16 protein-coding genes are annotated in these 17,946 nt (G+C 52.1%); 2 read left to right on the top strand and 14 right to left on the bottom strand.

All coding sequences use genetic code 11. From position 1 onward, the window contains the following. Positions 1 to 38: 38 nt before the first annotated feature. The 8 genes from GSF01_RS13920 to GSF01_RS13885 all read right to left on the bottom strand — a co-directional run bounded on the left by GSF01_RS13920 (position 39) and on the right by GSF01_RS13885 (position 9,423). Positions 39 to 611 (bottom strand): GNAT family N-acetyltransferase, encoded by a 573-nt coding sequence (locus GSF01_RS13920; protein WP_159884954.1) that lies wholly within the window; start codon positions 609 to 611, stop codon positions 39 to 41. After that, the gene (locus GSF01_RS13915) at positions 608 to 1,318 is read right to left on the bottom strand and encodes an amino acid ABC transporter permease (protein ID WP_159885016.1); all 711 of its coding nucleotides are present in this window, start codon (positions 1,316 to 1,318) and stop codon (positions 608 to 610) included. Before GSF01_RS13915 ends, GSF01_RS13920 begins: the two co-directional genes overlap by 4 nt. Beyond that, positions 1,291 to 2,064, bottom strand: coding sequence for an amino acid ABC transporter permease (locus GSF01_RS13910; RefSeq protein ID WP_159884952.1), 774 nt, complete (start codon positions 2,062 to 2,064; stop codon positions 1,291 to 1,293). Before GSF01_RS13910 ends, GSF01_RS13915 begins: the two co-directional genes overlap by 28 nt. 14 nt (positions 2,065 to 2,078) lie before the next feature. Then, entirely contained in the window at positions 2,079 to 2,903 is an 825-nt protein-coding gene (locus tag GSF01_RS13905) for a transporter substrate-binding domain-containing protein (RefSeq protein WP_159884950.1), read from the bottom strand. A 772-nt stretch (positions 2,904 to 3,675) separates the two neighbouring features. Beyond that, positions 3,676 to 5,415: a DUF5605 domain-containing protein gene (locus tag GSF01_RS13900; protein ID WP_159884948.1), complete on the bottom strand. Its 1,740-nt coding sequence runs from the start codon at positions 5,413 to 5,415 to the stop codon at positions 3,676 to 3,678. Between the two features lie 353 nt (positions 5,416 to 5,768). Further along, positions 5,769 to 6,551, bottom strand: coding sequence for an SDR family NAD(P)-dependent oxidoreductase (locus GSF01_RS13895; RefSeq protein ID WP_159884946.1), 783 nt, complete (start codon positions 6,549 to 6,551; stop codon positions 5,769 to 5,771). A 177-nt stretch (positions 6,552 to 6,728) separates the two neighbouring features. Continuing rightward, positions 6,729 to 7,025 (bottom strand): DUF2325 domain-containing protein, encoded by a 297-nt coding sequence (locus tag GSF01_RS13890; RefSeq protein ID WP_159884944.1) that lies wholly within the window; start codon positions 7,023 to 7,025, stop codon positions 6,729 to 6,731. A gap of 208 nt (positions 7,026 to 7,233) precedes the next feature. Further along, positions 7,234 to 9,423, bottom strand: a complete 2,190-nt coding sequence (locus GSF01_RS13885) for an alpha-galactosidase (protein ID WP_159884942.1) — start codon at positions 9,421 to 9,423, stop codon at positions 7,234 to 7,236. 183 nt (positions 9,424 to 9,606) lie between these two features. Here GSF01_RS13885 and GSF01_RS13880 point away from each other — a divergent pair, with 183 nt between their 5' ends. Beyond that, the gene (locus GSF01_RS13880; protein WP_159884940.1) at positions 9,607 to 10,371 is read left to right on the top strand and encodes a GNAT family N-acetyltransferase; all 765 of its coding nucleotides are present in this window, start codon (positions 9,607 to 9,609) and stop codon (positions 10,369 to 10,371) included. A gap of 63 nt (positions 10,372 to 10,434) precedes the next feature. Here the strand turns inward: GSF01_RS13880 and GSF01_RS13875 are convergent, their stop codons facing one another. Genes GSF01_RS13875 through GSF01_RS13860 form a run of 4 tightly spaced genes read right to left on the bottom strand, consistent with a single transcriptional unit; the run spans position 10,435 to position 13,976 of the window. Further along, positions 10,435 to 11,073: an HAD family hydrolase gene (locus GSF01_RS13875; protein WP_159884938.1), complete on the bottom strand. Its 639-nt coding sequence runs from the start codon at positions 11,071 to 11,073 to the stop codon at positions 10,435 to 10,437. Between the two features lies 1 nt (position 11,074). Then, positions 11,075 to 12,046, bottom strand: a complete 972-nt coding sequence (locus tag GSF01_RS13870; protein WP_159884936.1) for an ATP-grasp domain-containing protein — start codon at positions 12,044 to 12,046, stop codon at positions 11,075 to 11,077. Next, complete coding sequence (locus tag GSF01_RS13865) at positions 12,036 to 13,010, bottom strand: CgeB family protein (protein ID WP_159884934.1); 975 nt, start codon at positions 13,008 to 13,010, stop codon at positions 12,036 to 12,038. The genes GSF01_RS13870 and GSF01_RS13865 overlap by 11 nt, the downstream gene beginning before the upstream one ends. A 21-nt stretch (positions 13,011 to 13,031) precedes the next feature. After that, positions 13,032 to 13,976, bottom strand: a complete 945-nt coding sequence (locus tag GSF01_RS13860; protein WP_159884932.1) for an NAD-dependent epimerase/dehydratase family protein — start codon at positions 13,974 to 13,976, stop codon at positions 13,032 to 13,034. Between the two features lie 152 nt (positions 13,977 to 14,128). Between GSF01_RS13860 and GSF01_RS13855 the strand changes: the two genes are divergently transcribed. Next, the gene (locus GSF01_RS13855; RefSeq protein ID WP_159884930.1) at positions 14,129 to 15,721 is read left to right on the top strand and encodes a glycosyltransferase family protein; all 1,593 of its coding nucleotides are present in this window, start codon (positions 14,129 to 14,131) and stop codon (positions 15,719 to 15,721) included. Between the two features lie 33 nt (positions 15,722 to 15,754). Here GSF01_RS13855 and GSF01_RS13850 read toward each other — a convergent pair whose 3' ends face one another. Together GSF01_RS13850 and GSF01_RS13845 are read right to left on the bottom strand one after the other, a co-directional pair. Beyond that, positions 15,755 to 16,825: a Gfo/Idh/MocA family protein gene (locus tag GSF01_RS13850; protein ID WP_159884928.1), complete on the bottom strand. Its 1,071-nt coding sequence runs from the start codon at positions 16,823 to 16,825 to the stop codon at positions 15,755 to 15,757. Beyond that, a complete protein-coding gene (locus GSF01_RS13845) occupies positions 16,826 to 17,932 on the bottom strand; it encodes a DegT/DnrJ/EryC1/StrS family aminotransferase (protein WP_159884926.1) in 1,107 nt (368 codons plus the stop codon). Between the last annotated feature and the right edge of the window lie 14 nt (positions 17,933 to 17,946).

Genomic DNA, 17,946 nt, shown 5'->3' with positions numbered 1-17,946 from the left:
CATCTGCACTCCTTTCCTCATCCATACTCTCAAAGCCGTCAGCTCTGATCTTGCGCTCCCACGGCCGTGATCTCCTGAAGGGGCTCGGCCTGCTCCTGATTGACCAAGCTTCCTTCCTCTTCTAGTTGAAGCTCCGGAAGAAGCTGCTTGGTCATAAAAACCAGCTTGTCATCCGTACCCAGGTCACGTTCAAACCAAGGCTGATAGCCCCTCCTCTTATACATCGGAAGCAGCCAAGGGTGCTTCCGCGAGGTGGCCAGCGTCACGGCGGGGGCTCGCAGCTCCTGTCGGATCACGCGCTGCTCGATATAATCCAGCAGCTCTCGGCCTATGCCGCGGCCTTTCCACCGGGGATCAACCGCAAACCAATACAAAAATGGATGCGGCGTAACATCAGGCAATTCCTTTAAGGAAACGGTCGCGGCAAGCCTTCCATCCTTCTCCACTACGTAGCATGTGTGCTCCAGAATGTTCGTGGCCACCAGCTCGATATCGGCCTGAGCGGCCGTGAATGCGATGTTTAGATCCCTTATCGTCTGGTAGGCTCCCAAGATCAAGTCAAGCAGTTCTTCTGCGTCTTCGGCTACGGCGAGCCGATATCCCTCACTCATGCGAGTCCTCCCCGATTGTATAGATTCAGCCGTCTTTCCAGCAGGGCAGTCAGGCCCTCTGCCAAAAGGGTCAATGCCCAATAAATGAAGGCCGCGGCAATGAACGCTTCGAGAAACTTCAGATTGGATGTGGCGACGATGTTCGCCTTTCCATTCAGCTCCTCTAGGGAGATCGTGAAGGCAAGCGAAGACCCGTGCAGCAGTCCGACGAACTTATGCAGCAGATTCGGCAGGCTGGCCATCAGCGCCTGGGGCAAAACGATGCGCCGCATTCCCTGCCAGCGTGTCATGCCGACGGTAGAGGCGGCCTCGAGTTGACCACGGTCGACCGATAATATCCCCGAGCGGATCGCCTCCGACATATAGGCCCCCGAATTAACCGAAAAAGCGATCAGCACGAAGGCGATCAGCGGAATCGCACTCGAGCGCGCATTCCAGCCATAGTTTGCGGCCAACGAATCGAAGAGCAACGGCAAACCGAAGTAAATGATCATGATATGGAGAAGCAGAGGCGTCCCCCGAATAAACGATACATAGAAGGAGGCCAAATAATGAAGACCCCGGACCTCGTATACCCGGATCAAAGCGATGGCTGTGCCGATGACGAAGCCGGCCAATAACGGAACGACGGAAATGATCATGGTTAAGGGCAGAGCTTTCAGGATTTCGAAGAACGCTTCTATGAGGAAGAGCGGGTCAAGCTGAATCGGAATCCCCTCCTTCGGGCATCGGGAAGATCAGGGCCTATGTCCTTCGGATCTGCGCTTCCCTTCGACTCATGCCGCTGGAATCTGCGCTCCGCCCAGGCAAACAGCTTCTCCAATGTGAGGCTGACTGCGTAATAGATGACGGCAAGCGCCATATAAATTTCAAGGTAGTGGTTGGTAGTTCCAAGCGTCTCAGCCCGCCCCGACATATCCATCACGCCAAGCGAGAATGCGAGCGACGTGTCCTTCAGGCTGGAGATGACCAGATTGCCCATATTAGGCAGCGCGACGATCAACGCCTGCGGAAGTACGATGCGCAGGAATGCTTCCCTGCCGGTCATGCCTATAGCGTAAGCCGCATCGAGCTGACCGCGCTCCACGGTGACGACCGCGGAGCGGGCAATCTCCGAGAAGAAAGCCGCGATATGCAGGCCATAGGTCAAAATCACGAAAGCGAGCGCATGAACGTTCGACAGGTCGACGCCCAGCATCCGAAGCAGCTCCGGAAGTCCGTAATAGACGAGGAATAATTGAATCAAAATCGGAGTTCCCCTCATAAAGGAGACAAAAACGACAACCGCCTTGCTGAGGACAGGCACCTTGTAGAGCCGAATCAGCGCCAGAATAGAACCGATCACAATGCCCGTGAGCAAGGAGACAAACAAAATGAAAAGCGTGACGTGCAGGTAAGCGAGCAGCTTGGGCAGGAACAGACCGACAAGCGTGATATCGAAAGCTTTTCCCATAGGCGTACCGCTTTCTATTCGGCTACGGTATAGTCCGCGCCCAGCCACTGAGTGCTTAGCTTACCGAGGGTACCGTCCTTTTTGATGGCTTTCAATGCTTCGTCCATTCTTGTTTTGAGCTCATCGGCATCCTTCTGGAGAATGAAATACACCTTGGAGTTCGATATCGCCGGGCCTACCGTCTTCTGCTGAGCGTCCACCGTCTTGTTGCGCTGGTCGACGGCGAACTGCGTGGAGATCGTCGCGTCCACACGCCCGGATTTCAGCTGCGCAATCACATCATTCGTACCTCCGCTGCCCGAATACACGATCTGGATCGCGTTATTGTTCTTCGCGTTATACTCCTGCAAGAGCACCGCCGCATTGCTGGTGGCGCCCACGATCACCTTCTTGCCTTTTAGATCGTCAATTGAATGAATATCTTGGCGATCCTGATGAACGATTACCTTATTCGGGAAAATATTATAAGCCTCGTCGTTGAACAGGAACTTCGCCTTCCGTTCCTCGTTGACTTCCATCTGATGGGCGATCACATCGATTTTTTTGGTCTCCAGGCTGAGCAGCAAATTCGAGAAATCCATCGTTTTGAACTCGAATTCATACTCGGGAAGCCGTTTATCGATTTCCTTGACAAGCTCGACATCGTATCCGGTCAAATCCCCTTTGTCATCGATGAAGCAAATGTTCGCGAATTGGGTTCCGGTTCCGATAATGATCTTCTTGGGCGGGGCTTCAGCCTTCCCGGCCGTTTCCTGGGGAGAGGGGGCCGATCCGCAGCCGGATATCACCAGCAGGGCAGTTAAGCATACGGGGACAAGCTTGGTTCTAGTCTTCAACATGGCATCCATTCCTCCAGGCATATGTAAGATAGGCGGAGAACGCCAAAGAGCCGCTGCGTTTATCTAACAGCGGCTTTTGGTAGTCCAATCAGCCTTAAGCGTAAAACAAGTATTTGCATTAATCACATATGTATAGTTGGTTTTAGATGTCTCACTTAATGTATCATTTTATACCGAATCCATCAACAATGGATTGAAATATTTGATGCTATCATCGAATTTTTCTATGCAAAGGGAACTTGGCAGAATTCCCTGTAATCCAAGGTTCTCTATCCAAGCTCGCTCCCCGATACTGGTTCTGCAAGTGACAATAATGATTTAATTCAATATAATGTAAATAAAGGAGGGATGTAACATATTAGTAACGACAGCGCTAATCATCGGATTTCTTGTAGTCTCTGCATTCATTATCATAAGTGGTGTAAAGCTCTTGTTAAGAAATTATCCAAAGAAAGCTGACTTGGCATTAATAGGTATAACCTTCCTTTTCATAATTGCAGCTGCAAGTTCTACTTTTCATGGGAAACTTAACGCAGGAATTCCAATCTTCCTACTATCAATTGCATTAATTGGGATTGGAACAAGATCTCATAAACAAAAATCGAAGTAGTGAATGAAAAAAGAAAGAAGGCAGGCACTTATAGGCTGTCTGCCTCCCTTTATCAACCATGTGAAATGGTTCAGATGCGAGCGATGCGAGTCTCCATGCTGTTCCTAAATCGCGGCCCCAGGCTGTACAAGCGATATGCGGCTTGGTTATCAGCCACGGGCTCTAGGCTTTGACCAGACGTACCGCTATATAAGGCTTGCCAGGCAGTTCGATACGGAACGATCCTTCATAGGTACCCTCGAGCTTCTCCACGGTCATCTCCCATGTATCGATGATCTCCACGCTGTACCGGATGCCCGGCTTCATGCTGTAGATCCGGTAGCTCGGCAGATTAAAGCCGTAATAGAACAAATAATACTCGTCCGGGATACCGGCTGATGGAGCATCCCATTCCGACTTGAGCGGATTCAAGCCTTCCCGGGGTCCCTCCTCCATTATCGTACGCAGAAAAGCGATCCGCTCGGGGCTTGTGCCATGCAGTTTGCCGCCCTTGGACCACCACAGAATGTCGTCGGGATGCAAATAAGTTTCCCCATGTCCGACATAACCGCCGCGCACTGCGCCCTCCCAGAAGCGGCGGGTCATCTCCTGCCCGCTGATATTGCCCCAGCCCAAGTCAATATCGCCCTCATACGCGCATTCGTCGATGACGATGGGCTTCTGCCACTGCTCCCGCCATTCATTGGTGTACTCTGCCGTTTTATAAACGTCGATTCTCTGAATACTGCAATGGGTAATCCACGGGCGGCTGTAATCGTAGAAGGTGAAGCAGTTATGTATCGAGATCAGCCTTCCATAAGGATCATGCTCGGTGACGATCCGCGCGAAGCGCTCCCAGTCCTCCGGCTGCTTGGCCCACATCAGATCGTACTCGTTCGCCAGCGACCACCAAACATTCCGGTACGCGGACAGCCGCGCCGTCAAATATCGCAAGTAACGATCGTCCGCAGCCCGGCCCATCTCCGAGAAGCCCCAACGGTCGTAGGCGTGGAACAGGATCAGATCTGCCTCGATGCCCAGGTCCAGCAGATCGGCGATGCGTCGCTCCAGATGCCGGAAGAATGCAGGATTGAAGCGGGTATAGTCCCAACCTTGCTCCATTGAGCCTTCATATGGATAAAAGAGCGGTTCATTGGCATTGAATTGATAATATTTAGGAAAGACGCACATCCGAAGCTTGTTGAAGGGTGAGGTCCGGAGCGTATCGAGCGTCTGTTCCTCGAGCGCTTCTTCCTGATGCGTCCATACGTAACAGGTCGTGCCGATAGGCAGATATGCCGTGCCGTCCTCGTAAGCAAAGTGAAACTTATTCTTTACTCGAACCGGTCCATGATTGTCCGGAGCCGGCGCCGTACACGTAAAACGCCCCTCTATACCGCTTAACGAACGGGCGGTGCTATGCGTCGTGAATGCCCATTCGCCCTCAGTATCCGGCATGAACCGGATGCGGTATAGGCCGTCGCCATCGTAGAAGCCGTGAGCCGTAACGGATCGTCCGGCATGCCGGAACTCCGCATGCAAGGCTACGTCAGTGAAAGGATTGCCATGGGACGGGCCCTGAAGCTCCAGCTCGAAGATCCCCCAGCGCTCTGTCCGCTCCGGCCCGCTGGTTTTGGCGGAGCCGATAGCCACTGACGGACCCTCGTAGTCCTTCGCGGGAATATTGTCTTCTTCTTGAACCGGCTTGTCCGGGATTCGCGATAATTCCTCCAGCAGGTCCCTTAACTGCTCCGGGGTCCAGGTGAAGGATTGGTTCGCTGCCGCGAGCTGCGGCAGTGTCCGCATTTTGATGAAGGATAAATAAGGAGATTGAGCGAGGTCGGGAACATGCTTGAGCAGTACCGCTCGGGCGTCGGGATTTGCCCAGATAAAGCCGATTTTAGTCTGTTCTGTAAATGCCATGTGTGATCTGCTCCTTTCATACTTACAACGTTATCTACTAAACTGTTTAGTTACAATCGAGCATGGTAAGCAAATCGTATCAAGTATCATGCTAATAGTCAAACAATTTCATCCCACAATTGGGCAAAGCCCCACATCTAAATACCGATTCAACTTAATTATAACTAAATTACTGTAAACATATATTACGTTGTTCAGTTCTCTTCTCCACATGTCCATCCTTGATCGCTAGCCTTCGTTGACAAAGAAAATGAAAAAAAACCGGAAGCCTCCTGGCAAGTACCGGTTTCTCAGCCTACTCTCAAGATTAGTTGTTGTCTGCTCGCCTAACGCGGGACATTAGAGATGCCGCCTTACAGGACGGCAGCTATCCCGCCGTCGATATTAACGGAGGTGCCCGTTACGAAAGAGGCGGCTCCAGAGACAAGGAAGGTGATGACATTGGCAGCTTCCTGCGCTTCACCGATGCGTCCAAGCGGAATTTGATGTCCTGGATCGCGGGAAAATTGTTCCCAGGATTGCTCCGGCGCCTTCGACTTCCACTTCCGTTCGATCTGAGCGCTGCGGATAAGACCGATGCATACCGCGTTCACTCGAATGTTGTCCGCTGCCAGGTCCTTGCTCATCGCCTTGGTCAAAGCAAGCCCCGCCGCCCGGCTGACCGAGGTCGGGAGCGACGAAGCGCCCGGCGTCTTGCCGCCGACGGCCGTCACATTTACGATCGCTCCGCCACCGGCTTCCCGCATATGCGGAAGGGCAGCCCTTGCGAAGTGAACGGCTCCGAACAGCTTCAGGTCCAGGTCCGCCGTCCAAGCCTCCGTCGTCACCTCGGGAAAAGGACGCGCAGCCGACGTTCCCGCATTATTCACGAGGATATCCAAACCGCCCAATCGCTCCACCGCTTCCGCGACCGCACGGTTGACGTCCTCTTCCACGGAAACATCCGCGGAAATCCAGACCGGCTCTTGTCCGGTTTGTTCCCGGATCAGACCGGCAGCCTGCTTCAAACCTTCCTCGTCGCGCGCCACTATAGCTACCCTGGCGCCCTCGGAGGCTAACGTCCGGGCTGTGGCCAGTCCGATTCCTTTACTGCCTCCTGTTACAATCGCCCTCTTGTTCTGCAACCCCAACTCCATCTACCATACCTCCCAGGCCGGTTTCTCATCGTCATGCATGACTTCCCTCTCAGTATACCATGCACCCCGCTTCTCACCAACGAATGCCCTTTTGTCTTCATCTCCCTAAACCACAACAAGCAGCCCTTTCCCGAAGGATCGTGGCTGCTTGCTAACCGGTACGTCTCTTCATTGTCATCATCCTACAAGCTGGAGAGCCTTTTCCAACGCACCCGACGCTCCGAACCCATCGTGATAGTCGATTTTCTTACCCTTCTTCTCGGCGAGCTCTCTCACAGCCCACATCGAAGTGTGTTTGATAGCGCCTCTTAAGATGATAATCACATCGGCCTTATTAATGATGCTGAGGAAATAGTTTTCGATCGGGCCTCCACCTGTTTTCCCGCTATGGTGCTCAACGATTAATCCGCGTTTCTCTCCAAGCTTCTTGAACGTTTCCGTCTGACTGCCTCCGATGATCGCTACGGTTTTCATGGCATCCTCCCTCTGAGCACTCTAGGCTCCCCTAGTTCTCTAAGCTTCGTTCGTCTGTTAGTTATCTTTATTCTAACCGAAATATATTAAATGTCAATCGGTTTAGTCGGATTAAAAGAGAACTTTTCATTCCGCTTTTCTGCGCGCCAAAAAAGCCATGATTTTCTGCCAATAGCAGGAACCATAGCTTTCGGCTACTTGGTTTAAACTACACCACCGCCCGGAAGCTGAACAGGCAGCTTTGGAAATCTCCCTTCGCCCGGGGCAGACTGATCCCGGCATGCATCAGCTCGTCGCCGCCATATACCTCTCCCGTATCCACCTCGCGGTAGTCCAGGCTAGGGTTCAATCCCTTCAGTCTCAGTCTCTGCAGAGGCGCGTTAGGCTCGGCCAGCACCCGGAAGGAGCAGGCGAGCACCTCGCTTTGATCCGGAGAAACAAACATCCAAGCTGTATCCTGGCCTTCGAACGGGCTGATCAACCGGTAAAAACGACCGTATTGAACAAACTCCCGAAGCTCTTTGTAGTCCGCAACCTGGCGCTTGGCGAGCTCCCGCTCTTCGGTTGAGAAGGTTGTCAGATCCAGCTCATACCCGAAGTTTCCGCTCATCGCGACATCGCCACGCATCTGGAGAGAGGTCGTCCGGTGCAGCTGATGATTAGGCACGGCAGACACATGGGCGCCCATCGCGCTGACCGGATAGACCAGACTTGTGCCATATTGAATCTTTAAGCGGGAAACCGCATCCGTATTGTCGCTTGTCCAGGTTTGGGGCATGTAGTGCAGGATGCCCGGATCGAACCGCCCGCCGCCTCCCGAGCAGCTTTCGAACAGGACGTTAGGGAAGGAAGCAGTAATCCGCTCCATCACATCGTAGAGTCCGAGCATATAGCGATGCGCCGTCTCTCTTTGACGCCTCGGCTCAAGCCTCGCTGATCCGACCTCCGTCATATGGCGGTTCATATCCCATTTGACATAGGCGATGGGCGCGCTGGCCAGAACGCGGGAGACCGTTTCTACGAGATAGTCGCACACCTCTTGACGGGAAAGATCAAGAACAAGCTGATGGCGTGCTACGGTTCGAGGACGATCCGGCACATGGAGACACCAGTCCGGGTGTTCACGGTACAGGTCGCTGTCCGGCGAGATCATCTCCGGCTCGAACCAAAGTCCGAACTGCATCCCTCGGCGCGTAACGCGCTCTGCCAGATCCTCCAGCCCATGAGGGAGCTTGCGGCGGTCCACGGTCCAATCCCCTAGCGAAGTGCTATCATCATCCCGCTTGCCGAACCAGCCGTCATCCAGCACGAACAGCTCAATGCCGAGCTCCGCGCCCGCTGCCGCAATCTCCTCAATCTTATCCGCTGTAAAGTTAAAGTAGGTCGCCTCCCAGTTATTGATCAGCACCGGCCGGCTCCGGTCGCGGAATGTCCCCCGGCAGAGCCGGGTACGGTACAGCTCATGGTACGTATGTGACATCCCTGTCAAGCCAGTCGACGAATATACCATGACGGCCTCGGGGGTCTGGAACGCTTCGCCTGGGTCCAGTACCCAGGTGAAGTCAAAAGGATTGATCCCCATCGAAAGACGGGTCGTATGGAATTGATCCACTTCCGCCGACGCTGTAAAATTCCCGCTGTACACGAGACTGAAGCCATACACCTCTCCATGATCCTCGTCCGCCCCACTGGCCAGCAGCGCGACGAAAGGATTATGCTGATGGCTGCTTGCGCCGCGTCTGCTCTCTACCGATTGGGTACCGGAACGCAAGGGACCCCGCTCGATGTACCTTTCCCGGGCCCACGCTCCGGACAAGTGAAGCAGCTCGAACTGATCGTGCTCCAGATCAACGCTCATGCTCAGCGCCCGCAGCAAACGAAGCTTCTGCTCGCCTGCATTAACGAACCGTGCGCTGCGCGTGACTGCGTTCCACCGAGCGTATGCCGTGTAGCTAAGCGTAACCTGCAGCCCGGACAGCTTGTCCTCCATCCGAATTTCCAGCGTATCCGCTTCCTCGTCACTCTCGACATAGGTAGCAGGAAGTCCTTCCAGCTTTGGCTTGCCAGGTCGAATCGAATGGGAAACATAGCGCAGATCCGTTAGGGTAGAACCGTTGCTAAGCTGAACCTGATAGGCGGGCTGCCGGAAATCCGAATTGCCATAAGCGGGATATTCCAGCGGTGTCGTATCCAGGGAAAAGGACTCGTCCGACGGATCGGGATTCGGCGAGAAAGCCCGGCTGACGGGGCGCAGCCTATGCTCTGCTTTCACATGGCGAAGCCGGCTTCCCCAATACACATGTGCGAGATGTCCGGAAGGAAGAATATGCATGACATAGCTGCTCTCGCCTGCTTGCAGATGAAACAACTTTTGCTCGGCTTCATATCGAATGGTCATGTTCATGATTCTCCTCTATATGCGTTGTATCGATCTAAGATTATCTTAACGCAGTCAGCTCGAATGATAATGGAAGGATGCCAGCATTACATGGAGGTTTGTAGTTTAGATTGACGGCGAAATGCTTTATAATAAAAGGAAGAAGATGGATGCTCTACTATTTCCGAATATGGGGTGGAATCAATGGGGTTTGTCCAACTAACAAAAAGTAATATCGAAACGGAGCACATCTGCTGTGCATTGGGGGCCAACCTATATGAACATGCCGTAAACGAAAAAAAGAAATGGCTGACCGAACGCATGGATGAAGGATTAGTTTTTTATCGGTTGGATGAACGGGCAAAAGTATTTATAGAATACTTACCAGCTGACATGGCGTGGGTTCCTATTCAAGCACCTAATTTTTTGTATATCAACTGTTTATGGGTTTCAGGTAAGTATAAAAATAACGGCTACGCCAAGCAATTGTTAAATCACTGTAAGGAAGATGCCATCAAGCGCGGTATGGATGGGATTGTACATATTGTGAGCAATAAAAAATATCCGTATTTAAGTGATAAACGTTTCTTTGAACATATGGGCTTTGAGCTGGTAGACCAAGCAGCGCCTTATTTTGAGTTATTAGCATGGAAGTGGAATGAACAAGCAGCCGTACCTTCAATAAAAAAACAGGTGAAGACAACAATTGCTGACCAGAAAGGTATATCCATCTATTACACCGCTCAGTGTCCATTTGCTGTCGGTATATTAGATGAGCTCAGAAAAGTCGCAGCAAACAGGAATGTCCCTTTTAGCCCTTACAAAATAACAACAAAAGAAGAAGCCCAGAATTCGCCAACACTATGGACAACGTTTGGTTTGTTTTACAACGGCGAATTCCTTACACACGAAATCATCAGTCCTGCTAAATTTAACAGCCTATTAACAAAGCTGGGTATAGAAGAATGACCCTCTTCCTTTATAAAAAATAAAGGACTTCATCATTTGAAGTCCTTTTTGTTACCCCACGGCCTAGATAAACGACAAGACATCGGCGTACGTTTCCAGTTGGATTGCTTTGCCCGCTCGGGTCGCATAGTCAAAGCTCCTTAGCCCCGTCCCGACGTGGAACGTCCTCAGCCCAAGCGCCGCCCCGCAAGCGATGTCGGTTTCGCTATCTCCGATAAAGAGATCATCCGGCGCTGCCCTCTCGTGGATCAGCTCCCCCTTGGGATTGCTCGCGCCGGAAGGCGAAATAAACTCGATGCGGTCGAACCATCCGATCAGCTGCAGCCGCTCCAGCTGTCGCATCGCCCGGCCGGGATTTCTGCGGATGGAGATCAGCTGCAGCTTGTAAGCTGGTCCCGCCCTCTGCGCGAATGCTTCCAGCGAACCAATCGGGCTGTCCAAGCGCAGCAGCTCCTCCTGCTCCAGCATCCGCCGCTTCCAGACGGTATAGCTGGGCAGCAGTTCGCTTATCCGCTCTGGATCATCCTGGAAGATCGTTTGCAAGATATCAGCATCTTGAATCTTAGTTAGCTTGAGCTGTTTATATTCCTCCAGGCTTGGAAATGGTTGCTCCAGATGCTCAACAAATTGTTTCATTACGGAATAATATCGGGGCCACACATCAAGAAGCGTTCCGTCGAGATCCATATAAATGACCGGCATCTCAAACTTCCTCGACAAAGAACTCATCATAATAGCGGTACATTGTTAGCCCTTCCTTCGTACAACGCTGCACTTGAACTTCCTGACCCAACAGCATACGGATGATGAGATTGGGGATATCGAGGCCGGAGGCGATCGTTAGCGGCAACCCTCCCGAGGCAAACCGGGTGTTGAAGTCGGTGATAAACAGATCGCCGGACCCATTGACCATATACTGGAAATTAACAGGACCAACAAGAGTGAGATGAGTTTCGAGTTTATGCAGAATGCCCAGCAAAGGCTCAGAAGCGTCTATACGCCTAGTGACGGTTGCGCCTCCTCCCTCCGTCTTTCTCCTGTCCCGATTATTAAAAGCAATGAGTCGTCCGGATGCATCGAATAAACAATCTACGGTATATTCCGTTCCTTGTATAAAGTCCGTGACGACATAATCATTCAGCTTCGACGACCAGTAACGATAGTCATTGTCGTTCTCCAGCTTGAATACGCCCTTGCTCCCGCTGCTCTCCGAAGACTTCATCATCGCAGGATAGCGAAGCGTTTCCCCATGCTTATACACCAGGGGAACCGGTATTCCCAGCTGCTCCATACAGGCATACATTTTTCTTTTATGATGAAGCATCTCGTGCGTGTTGAGATCGCAGACGAGAAGCTTGCTCCCTTGCCGGTTCAATTGATCCCGGCGAGCGGCATAAAAAGGGATATCATAGGACGTCACCGGAAGGATGATCTTTACGCCTTCCTTTTCGAGGATCTCCGTGATGGCTTGCTCATAGCCGGGATCATCGCACATCGGGACGCGGTAAAATACTGAACTTATATATCTGGCTATGGAATTTTCATTACTGTCGACGGCAATTAGCCGGTATTCATAATTTTCAATAGGATGGCGCGATAGATGCCGGAGCAGGAACGTCCCGGATATCCCGCCTGCGGAGGTGATCAGGATAGGAATCACTTGGTTATCGGCCATAATAGCGATTCACTTCTTGTTCGATCCGGGGCCAGATTCTCGCAAATCTCGTCTGGTAAGAGCCTTCCGTACTTGCGAATTCCTGACCTTTCCGAGCGATAGCTTTCCGTTGATCCTCGTGCAGCAAATAATAATGAATTTTTTCAATCGTCTCCTCAGGGGAGTTGGATACCTCGCAGTTTATACCCGGCTTCAGAATTTCTCGAACTCCGGGCGTATCCGAGGTAAGCAGGAATCCCCCGGATGCCAATATATCATAGGTGCGGCTGCTCAGCTGATCCTCTACAGTTTGAACGCTGATATTGATTTTGGAGGAATTATGCACCTTGGGCGTCTCATAATACGGTAGATTTCCGTAAAGCATAGCCGGATTGGCTTCTATGCCGATATGCCTTGGCAGCTCCGTCTCCCAGTCGTTCCCTCGAATGCGCGTGTCGAAGGGAGCGTTAAAGAGCGGATATACGAGATCCGCAAGACTTTTTCGGCGATAAATATCATGTAGAAACTGACCGTTTACTACGACCGATACCTCGCATTGATACTGAGGGTCCGGCTCAAGCGGTCTATGGAAGGAAGGATTGCTCGCTACATCGAAAAAATCGGCTTGGATGCCCATCTGCGTATAATTAGGAACGCAGCGCTTGCTTCGCGAAAGCACAAAATGGGTAGGAATTGTCGTCACATAAAATTTGGACCACCAATCATAATGAAGCCAATCCTCTTCGGCAAAATACAAGTGAAACAGATTGTATTTCCTAAGCAATCTCGGCAATAGCTCAGTTTGATTCTGAAGCAGGTCCCAGCCCATCCCAAACGTCATATCCGGTTTAAAATGACGTACGGCCTCATCGACCAGCCTCTCATCCAATTCGTTCAAATGGTACACTTCATGGCCTATTTCCTCCAAGGCCCAGCCAACGTTCATCCTATGATGCTCAGAGTGCATGAGGGCAAGTATCCTCATAGCGTTCTATTCCCCCTCCACTTAGTGACCTTGATTCAACCAGGCATAAGTTTTGACTAAGCCCTGTTGAAGCGTATGCTTCGGACTCCATCCCAACGCTTGCCGGATATGGGTGATATCCACCGACCGCCCGGCGATATGATCGATCGGACGCTTGGGCAAGTACTCGGCCGGATAGTCAGTGAATCCCGCAGTAGCGGCAATATGCTGTGCAAGCTCGCGAATATTGGTTTCTATGCCGGTGCCGATATTGTAGAGCTGGCCTAGGCTCTTCGGAGATACCGCAGCTGCCAGGATCGCATCGAGCGCATCCTCGATGAATGTAAAATCTCTTGTCTGCCGCCCATCGCCGTAGATGGAGAACGGAGCCTCCTTCTGCAGATGATCGAAAAATTTGGCGACAACGCCGCAGTACGGATTCGACACAACCTGCCCCGGGCCGTATACGTTGGACAGCCTTACCAAGGTAACAGGCAGTTCGTACATCTGATAAAACATGTGAAAATAATGCTCAGCCGCAAATTTACTTGCCGAGTACGGAGTGCTGATGTCATAAAAGGATTCGGGTGTCGGTCTAACAGGCGCGTTTCCATACACAGATGCCGTCGAGGTATAGACGATTCGCTGAAGCGAAGGACATAATGCCTTTGTTTTTTCAAGCAAAACATAGGCTCCGTACAGATTGGTGTTCAGATCCTCCTTCATATCGAGTATGGACATGCTTAAGCTCCTGCATGCGAGGTGGAAAATCCACTCGACTTGCGGTAAGACTTGATCCAGTAGCTTTTCGTCGAAATAACTTCCTTTGTAGAACGTTACCTTGTCGGAACGGAGGACGGCATTCGGATCTCCAGCCGAGAGATCGTCGATCACATGGATGTGCTCGGCCAGGGGCTCCATCCGTTTTAACAGCTGAGAACCGACAAAGCCGGCCCCCCCTGTTATCAATACATGCCCAAATTTCATAGTTATCAGTCCCTTCGTTCTTATATTATGCGCTGGGTGCACGAGCTGTAAGTACGCTAACCCAGATCACAAATAGGCTGAAGCTGAATGTTCAATGCTTCGGAAATGTCATAAGATGAATGATGAATTCGATTATGGGGAGGATGAACCGCTTGAAAATCTTGAGTGCCTATGAGGCCGGAAACGAACAAGCCGAATTACTCACGACAAGCTTACGCGATGTACAGGTCGAGATATGCCGCTTGGGTCAGCAGTCCATTCAGGAATTCCAGGAAGCCGATATTCTTCATGTTCACAATGCATCGTTTATCGCGTCGCATCTATCCGAGCTGTCCGGGTATCTGGAGCGCCATCCGGCCGTCCGATTTATCCACTACGACACGTCGGACATTCGAACACGCAAAGAAGCGATCCGCTCCAATTTCTACGCCCACCTGGCATCCTACAATGATGATCAGGTCGCCGCCAATCTCCAGCAATTATCCGCCCTATTTCCTGCCTGCTTCGTAAAAAATGCGGAAGCTGCCGACTATGCCGCCAAGTATCACAAAAGGGTTTATATTTTGCCCTATGCCGTCAATCTGGAAGACATAGCGAAGCTGTCCGGCTCGCGAGAAGCTTCGAACACGACTCGGCCGGTCATTGTCCATGTAGCTGCAGACGATAACAAGGGTACCGAATTCGTGGAGAAAGCGATCCGCCTTTTGCAGCAAAACGGATACAGCCTTCACTATGAACGACTCGAGAAGCTTAGCCAGGCCGACGTATTAGCCAAGTTAAAAGAAGCGGACATCGTGATCGACCAACTGCTCCACGGCTCTTATGGAACGGTATCCATCGAGGCGATGGCGTTGGGCAAACCAGTTATTTCTCATATTCGCGAGGATATAAAGCCTAAGAACGATCCTGCGCTTCCAGTCATCTCGGCCAATCCGGCCACGCTGTACCGGACTTTGCTCCCGTTGCTTGGAGATAGCCAGCGACGACAAGAGCTGGGGAATGCCGGACGAAGGTTCGTTGAAAGCAACCATCATATCAATGCCGTTGCCGAAAAATTACGTTGGGCTTACCTTCAAGAAGCGGAGTATGCTAAGGAGGGAGCGTTACAAGGCAAAGAACAGGATGGCGGACATCAGGTTTTCGATACCTTTACAGGGGAATCCTACACCCCTAGCCATGCAGCCCCTGTTCCTGAACCAGCACCGCCCGCCAATCAACAGCAGCAGCCTGCCGCCGGAAACGAAAATAAACAACCGCATTCTGTTCCTTCGATTCCAGGGAGAGCACCTAAGCGATCGGCCAAGTCAAGACGAACGACTCGAACCAAAGTAAGCCGCAGGTCCTCGCGTCGTATTAAAACGGGAGCCCTTCGGCCTAATCGGTACTCTATAAGCAATGGGACAGGCAAGAATTCGGCCACCTATCTCTCGTTTAACGTGGGCAAGCTGGCGTCCCGTGTCACGATAACAAGCGCTTTTATCAAGCTCCCGGTTCGTACGAATAAAAATAAGGCGGTTGCCATTCATCGAATCAAGCAGAACTGGTCGCCGGATCATTCCGGGCATCCCCTCGTATTTTCCCGGAAAATACGGAAGCTTTCCGTTCGAAAATCCCGCCGGATCTCCTATTGGCCGTGTACCAAGCTGATCCGAAAATGGCATAAGGGGCGAGTAAACAACTACGGCGTACGGATCGGAATTCGTTTGGCTAAGCCCCCTACCCTGGTGTTCCGATATAAAAGATAATAAACTCAGCGGACTCACGATGGGTGAGCCCATTTAGGTTTGCTTCATCTGAAGCGTGGAGAAGCCGGCGAGCGGAAGAGGCTGAACCTGGCCTGTGGAGGCGGACAGGTATAAGGCAAAAATAAGCTCAAGCGTGCGTCGGCCCTGCCGAAGATCTATTAAATTGCCGGGAGGCTTTCCTTGGCAGGCTTCGATCAGGCTACGATACATCTCGATATGCTCATCATGATGATGCAGGATCTGCAAAGCCGCTTCCCGTGTATCGGGCTGGCCCTCGATATGCCAGCGATCGATGCGGTCCAGCTTGGGGCCCCCTATGCTGATGACCCCCTGATCTCCGAGCAGAAACAAGGATTGCTCCAGATTTTCGGGCAGTGTAACGGAATTGGCCTCGATCATCCCCTTGGCGCCGCTTGGGAACGATAGAAGACCCAGAGCTATATCCTCGGTCTCCTTGCCGCCAGCCTGGCTGTATAATTCCCCATAGATCCGGCTCGGCTCGCCAAGGCACCAGAGCAGCAGGTCGATGGCATGAATGCCTTGATTGAGCAGCATGCCCCCATCGTACTCCCACGTCCCCCTCCAGGGAGCGGTTTGATAGTAGCCGGGAGGCCGATAGATCCGTAAGGTTACGGAAGCCATCGATAGATTCCCCAAAGCACCTCCCGCTACGAGCTCCTTGATCTTCTTCATCAGCGGACGATAGCGAAGCTGATGGCATACCTGCACGAACAGCCCCCGCTCCTCGGCCAGCCGGATCATCTCGTCTACATCCTTTAGCGACAGGGCGACCGGCTTCTCCAAAACAACATGCTTATCGGCCTTCAGCGCTTCCTTTGCGATTTCTGCATGCAAGCTCGATATCGTGGCGACAACGACAATGTCAATCGCCGGATCGGCGAGCAGCTTCCTGTAGTCCGCGAACAGGACGATGTTATTTTTCTCCCCACTCTCCGCCTGCCATAACGTCGCCATGCTTTCCATTCGTTCCTGACTCACATCGCATACGGCATATAGCCTGGCTCCAGGACAAGCCGCGATGGAAGCCACATGCTTCCTTGCGATCGAGCCGCAACCGATCAGGGCAACCGATAGGGCGCTCATTTAGTTCAAGCTCCTGTAGGCTTGCAGGACGGAGATAATATAATCCTGTTCGGCTGTCGTTAGGAAGGGATGCATAGGAATCGCGAATAATCGAGTGGAAAGCTGCTCGGCGACAGGTAAATCTCCTGTTTGGTAGCCCAGATGCTTATACGCTTTTTGCAAATGAAGAGGACACGGGTAGTAGACCCCTGTTTGCACCCCGGCAGCCCGAAGCATCGCCGTGATCGGCTCCCTCTCTTCCGATCCGATACAGAAGAGATGGTAGACGCTGCGAGCCGCTTCCGGCTCATAGGGCAACTGCAGATAGGGAAGCCCGTCTAGCTGCTGACAATACCGGCTTGCCAAGCTCCGGCGCTGCTCATTCCACTGCTCGATACGATCCATGGCTGAGAGCAGAATCAGCGCATGCAGCTCATCCAGACGGGAATTATACCCGATGGTATCGTGATAATATTTCCGCGGGCTTCCGTGGTGGCGGAGCTGGCGCACCTTGGCTGCTAGCTCCGGATCGGAGGTAACGACGATCCCGCCATCTCCCATCGTGCCTAAGTTTTTGGTTGGGAAAAAGGAGAAGCAGGCCACGGTCCCGAGGCTGCCGGCCTGTCTTCCTTTGTACTGGGCGCCAAAGGCTTGACAAGCATCTTCGATAACTAGCAGTCCATATTGCTTTGCCAACGCGTTAATGCTGTCCATATCGGCCGGCTGACCGAATAGGTGTACGGGCATGATCGCTTTAGTGCGTGGGGTGATTAATGCTTCGATATGCGCCGGGTCGAGGTTATAGGTGAGCGGATCGACATCCGCAAATACCGGTATGGCCCCTCTGCGGGAGATCGCCTCGGCTGTAGCGAAAAACGTATAAGGGGTTGTAATGACTTCATCCCCTTCGCCTATTCCGCATGCGTCAAGGGCAAGAATCAGGGCGTCCGTGCCGTTCCCTACCCCAATCGCGTAGGAAGCTCCGATCCTTTCGGCGAAGCTTTTCTCAAGCAAAGCCACATGCTCCCCCATAATATAAGCTCCGCTTTCGATGAATGACCCGAATTTGCGGAGCAGCTCATCTTTCATGGATTGAAATTGCCGGGCCAAATCAGAAAGCACCAACATATCCGTTCACATCC

Source organism: Paenibacillus puerhi, assembly GCF_009846885.1.
Classification (GTDB): domain Bacteria; phylum Bacillota; class Bacilli; order Paenibacillales; family NBRC-103111; genus Paenibacillus_G; species Paenibacillus_G puerhi.
The sequence above is the reverse complement of the archived record's forward strand: the minus strand, read 5'-3'. Positions and strand labels throughout refer to the sequence as shown.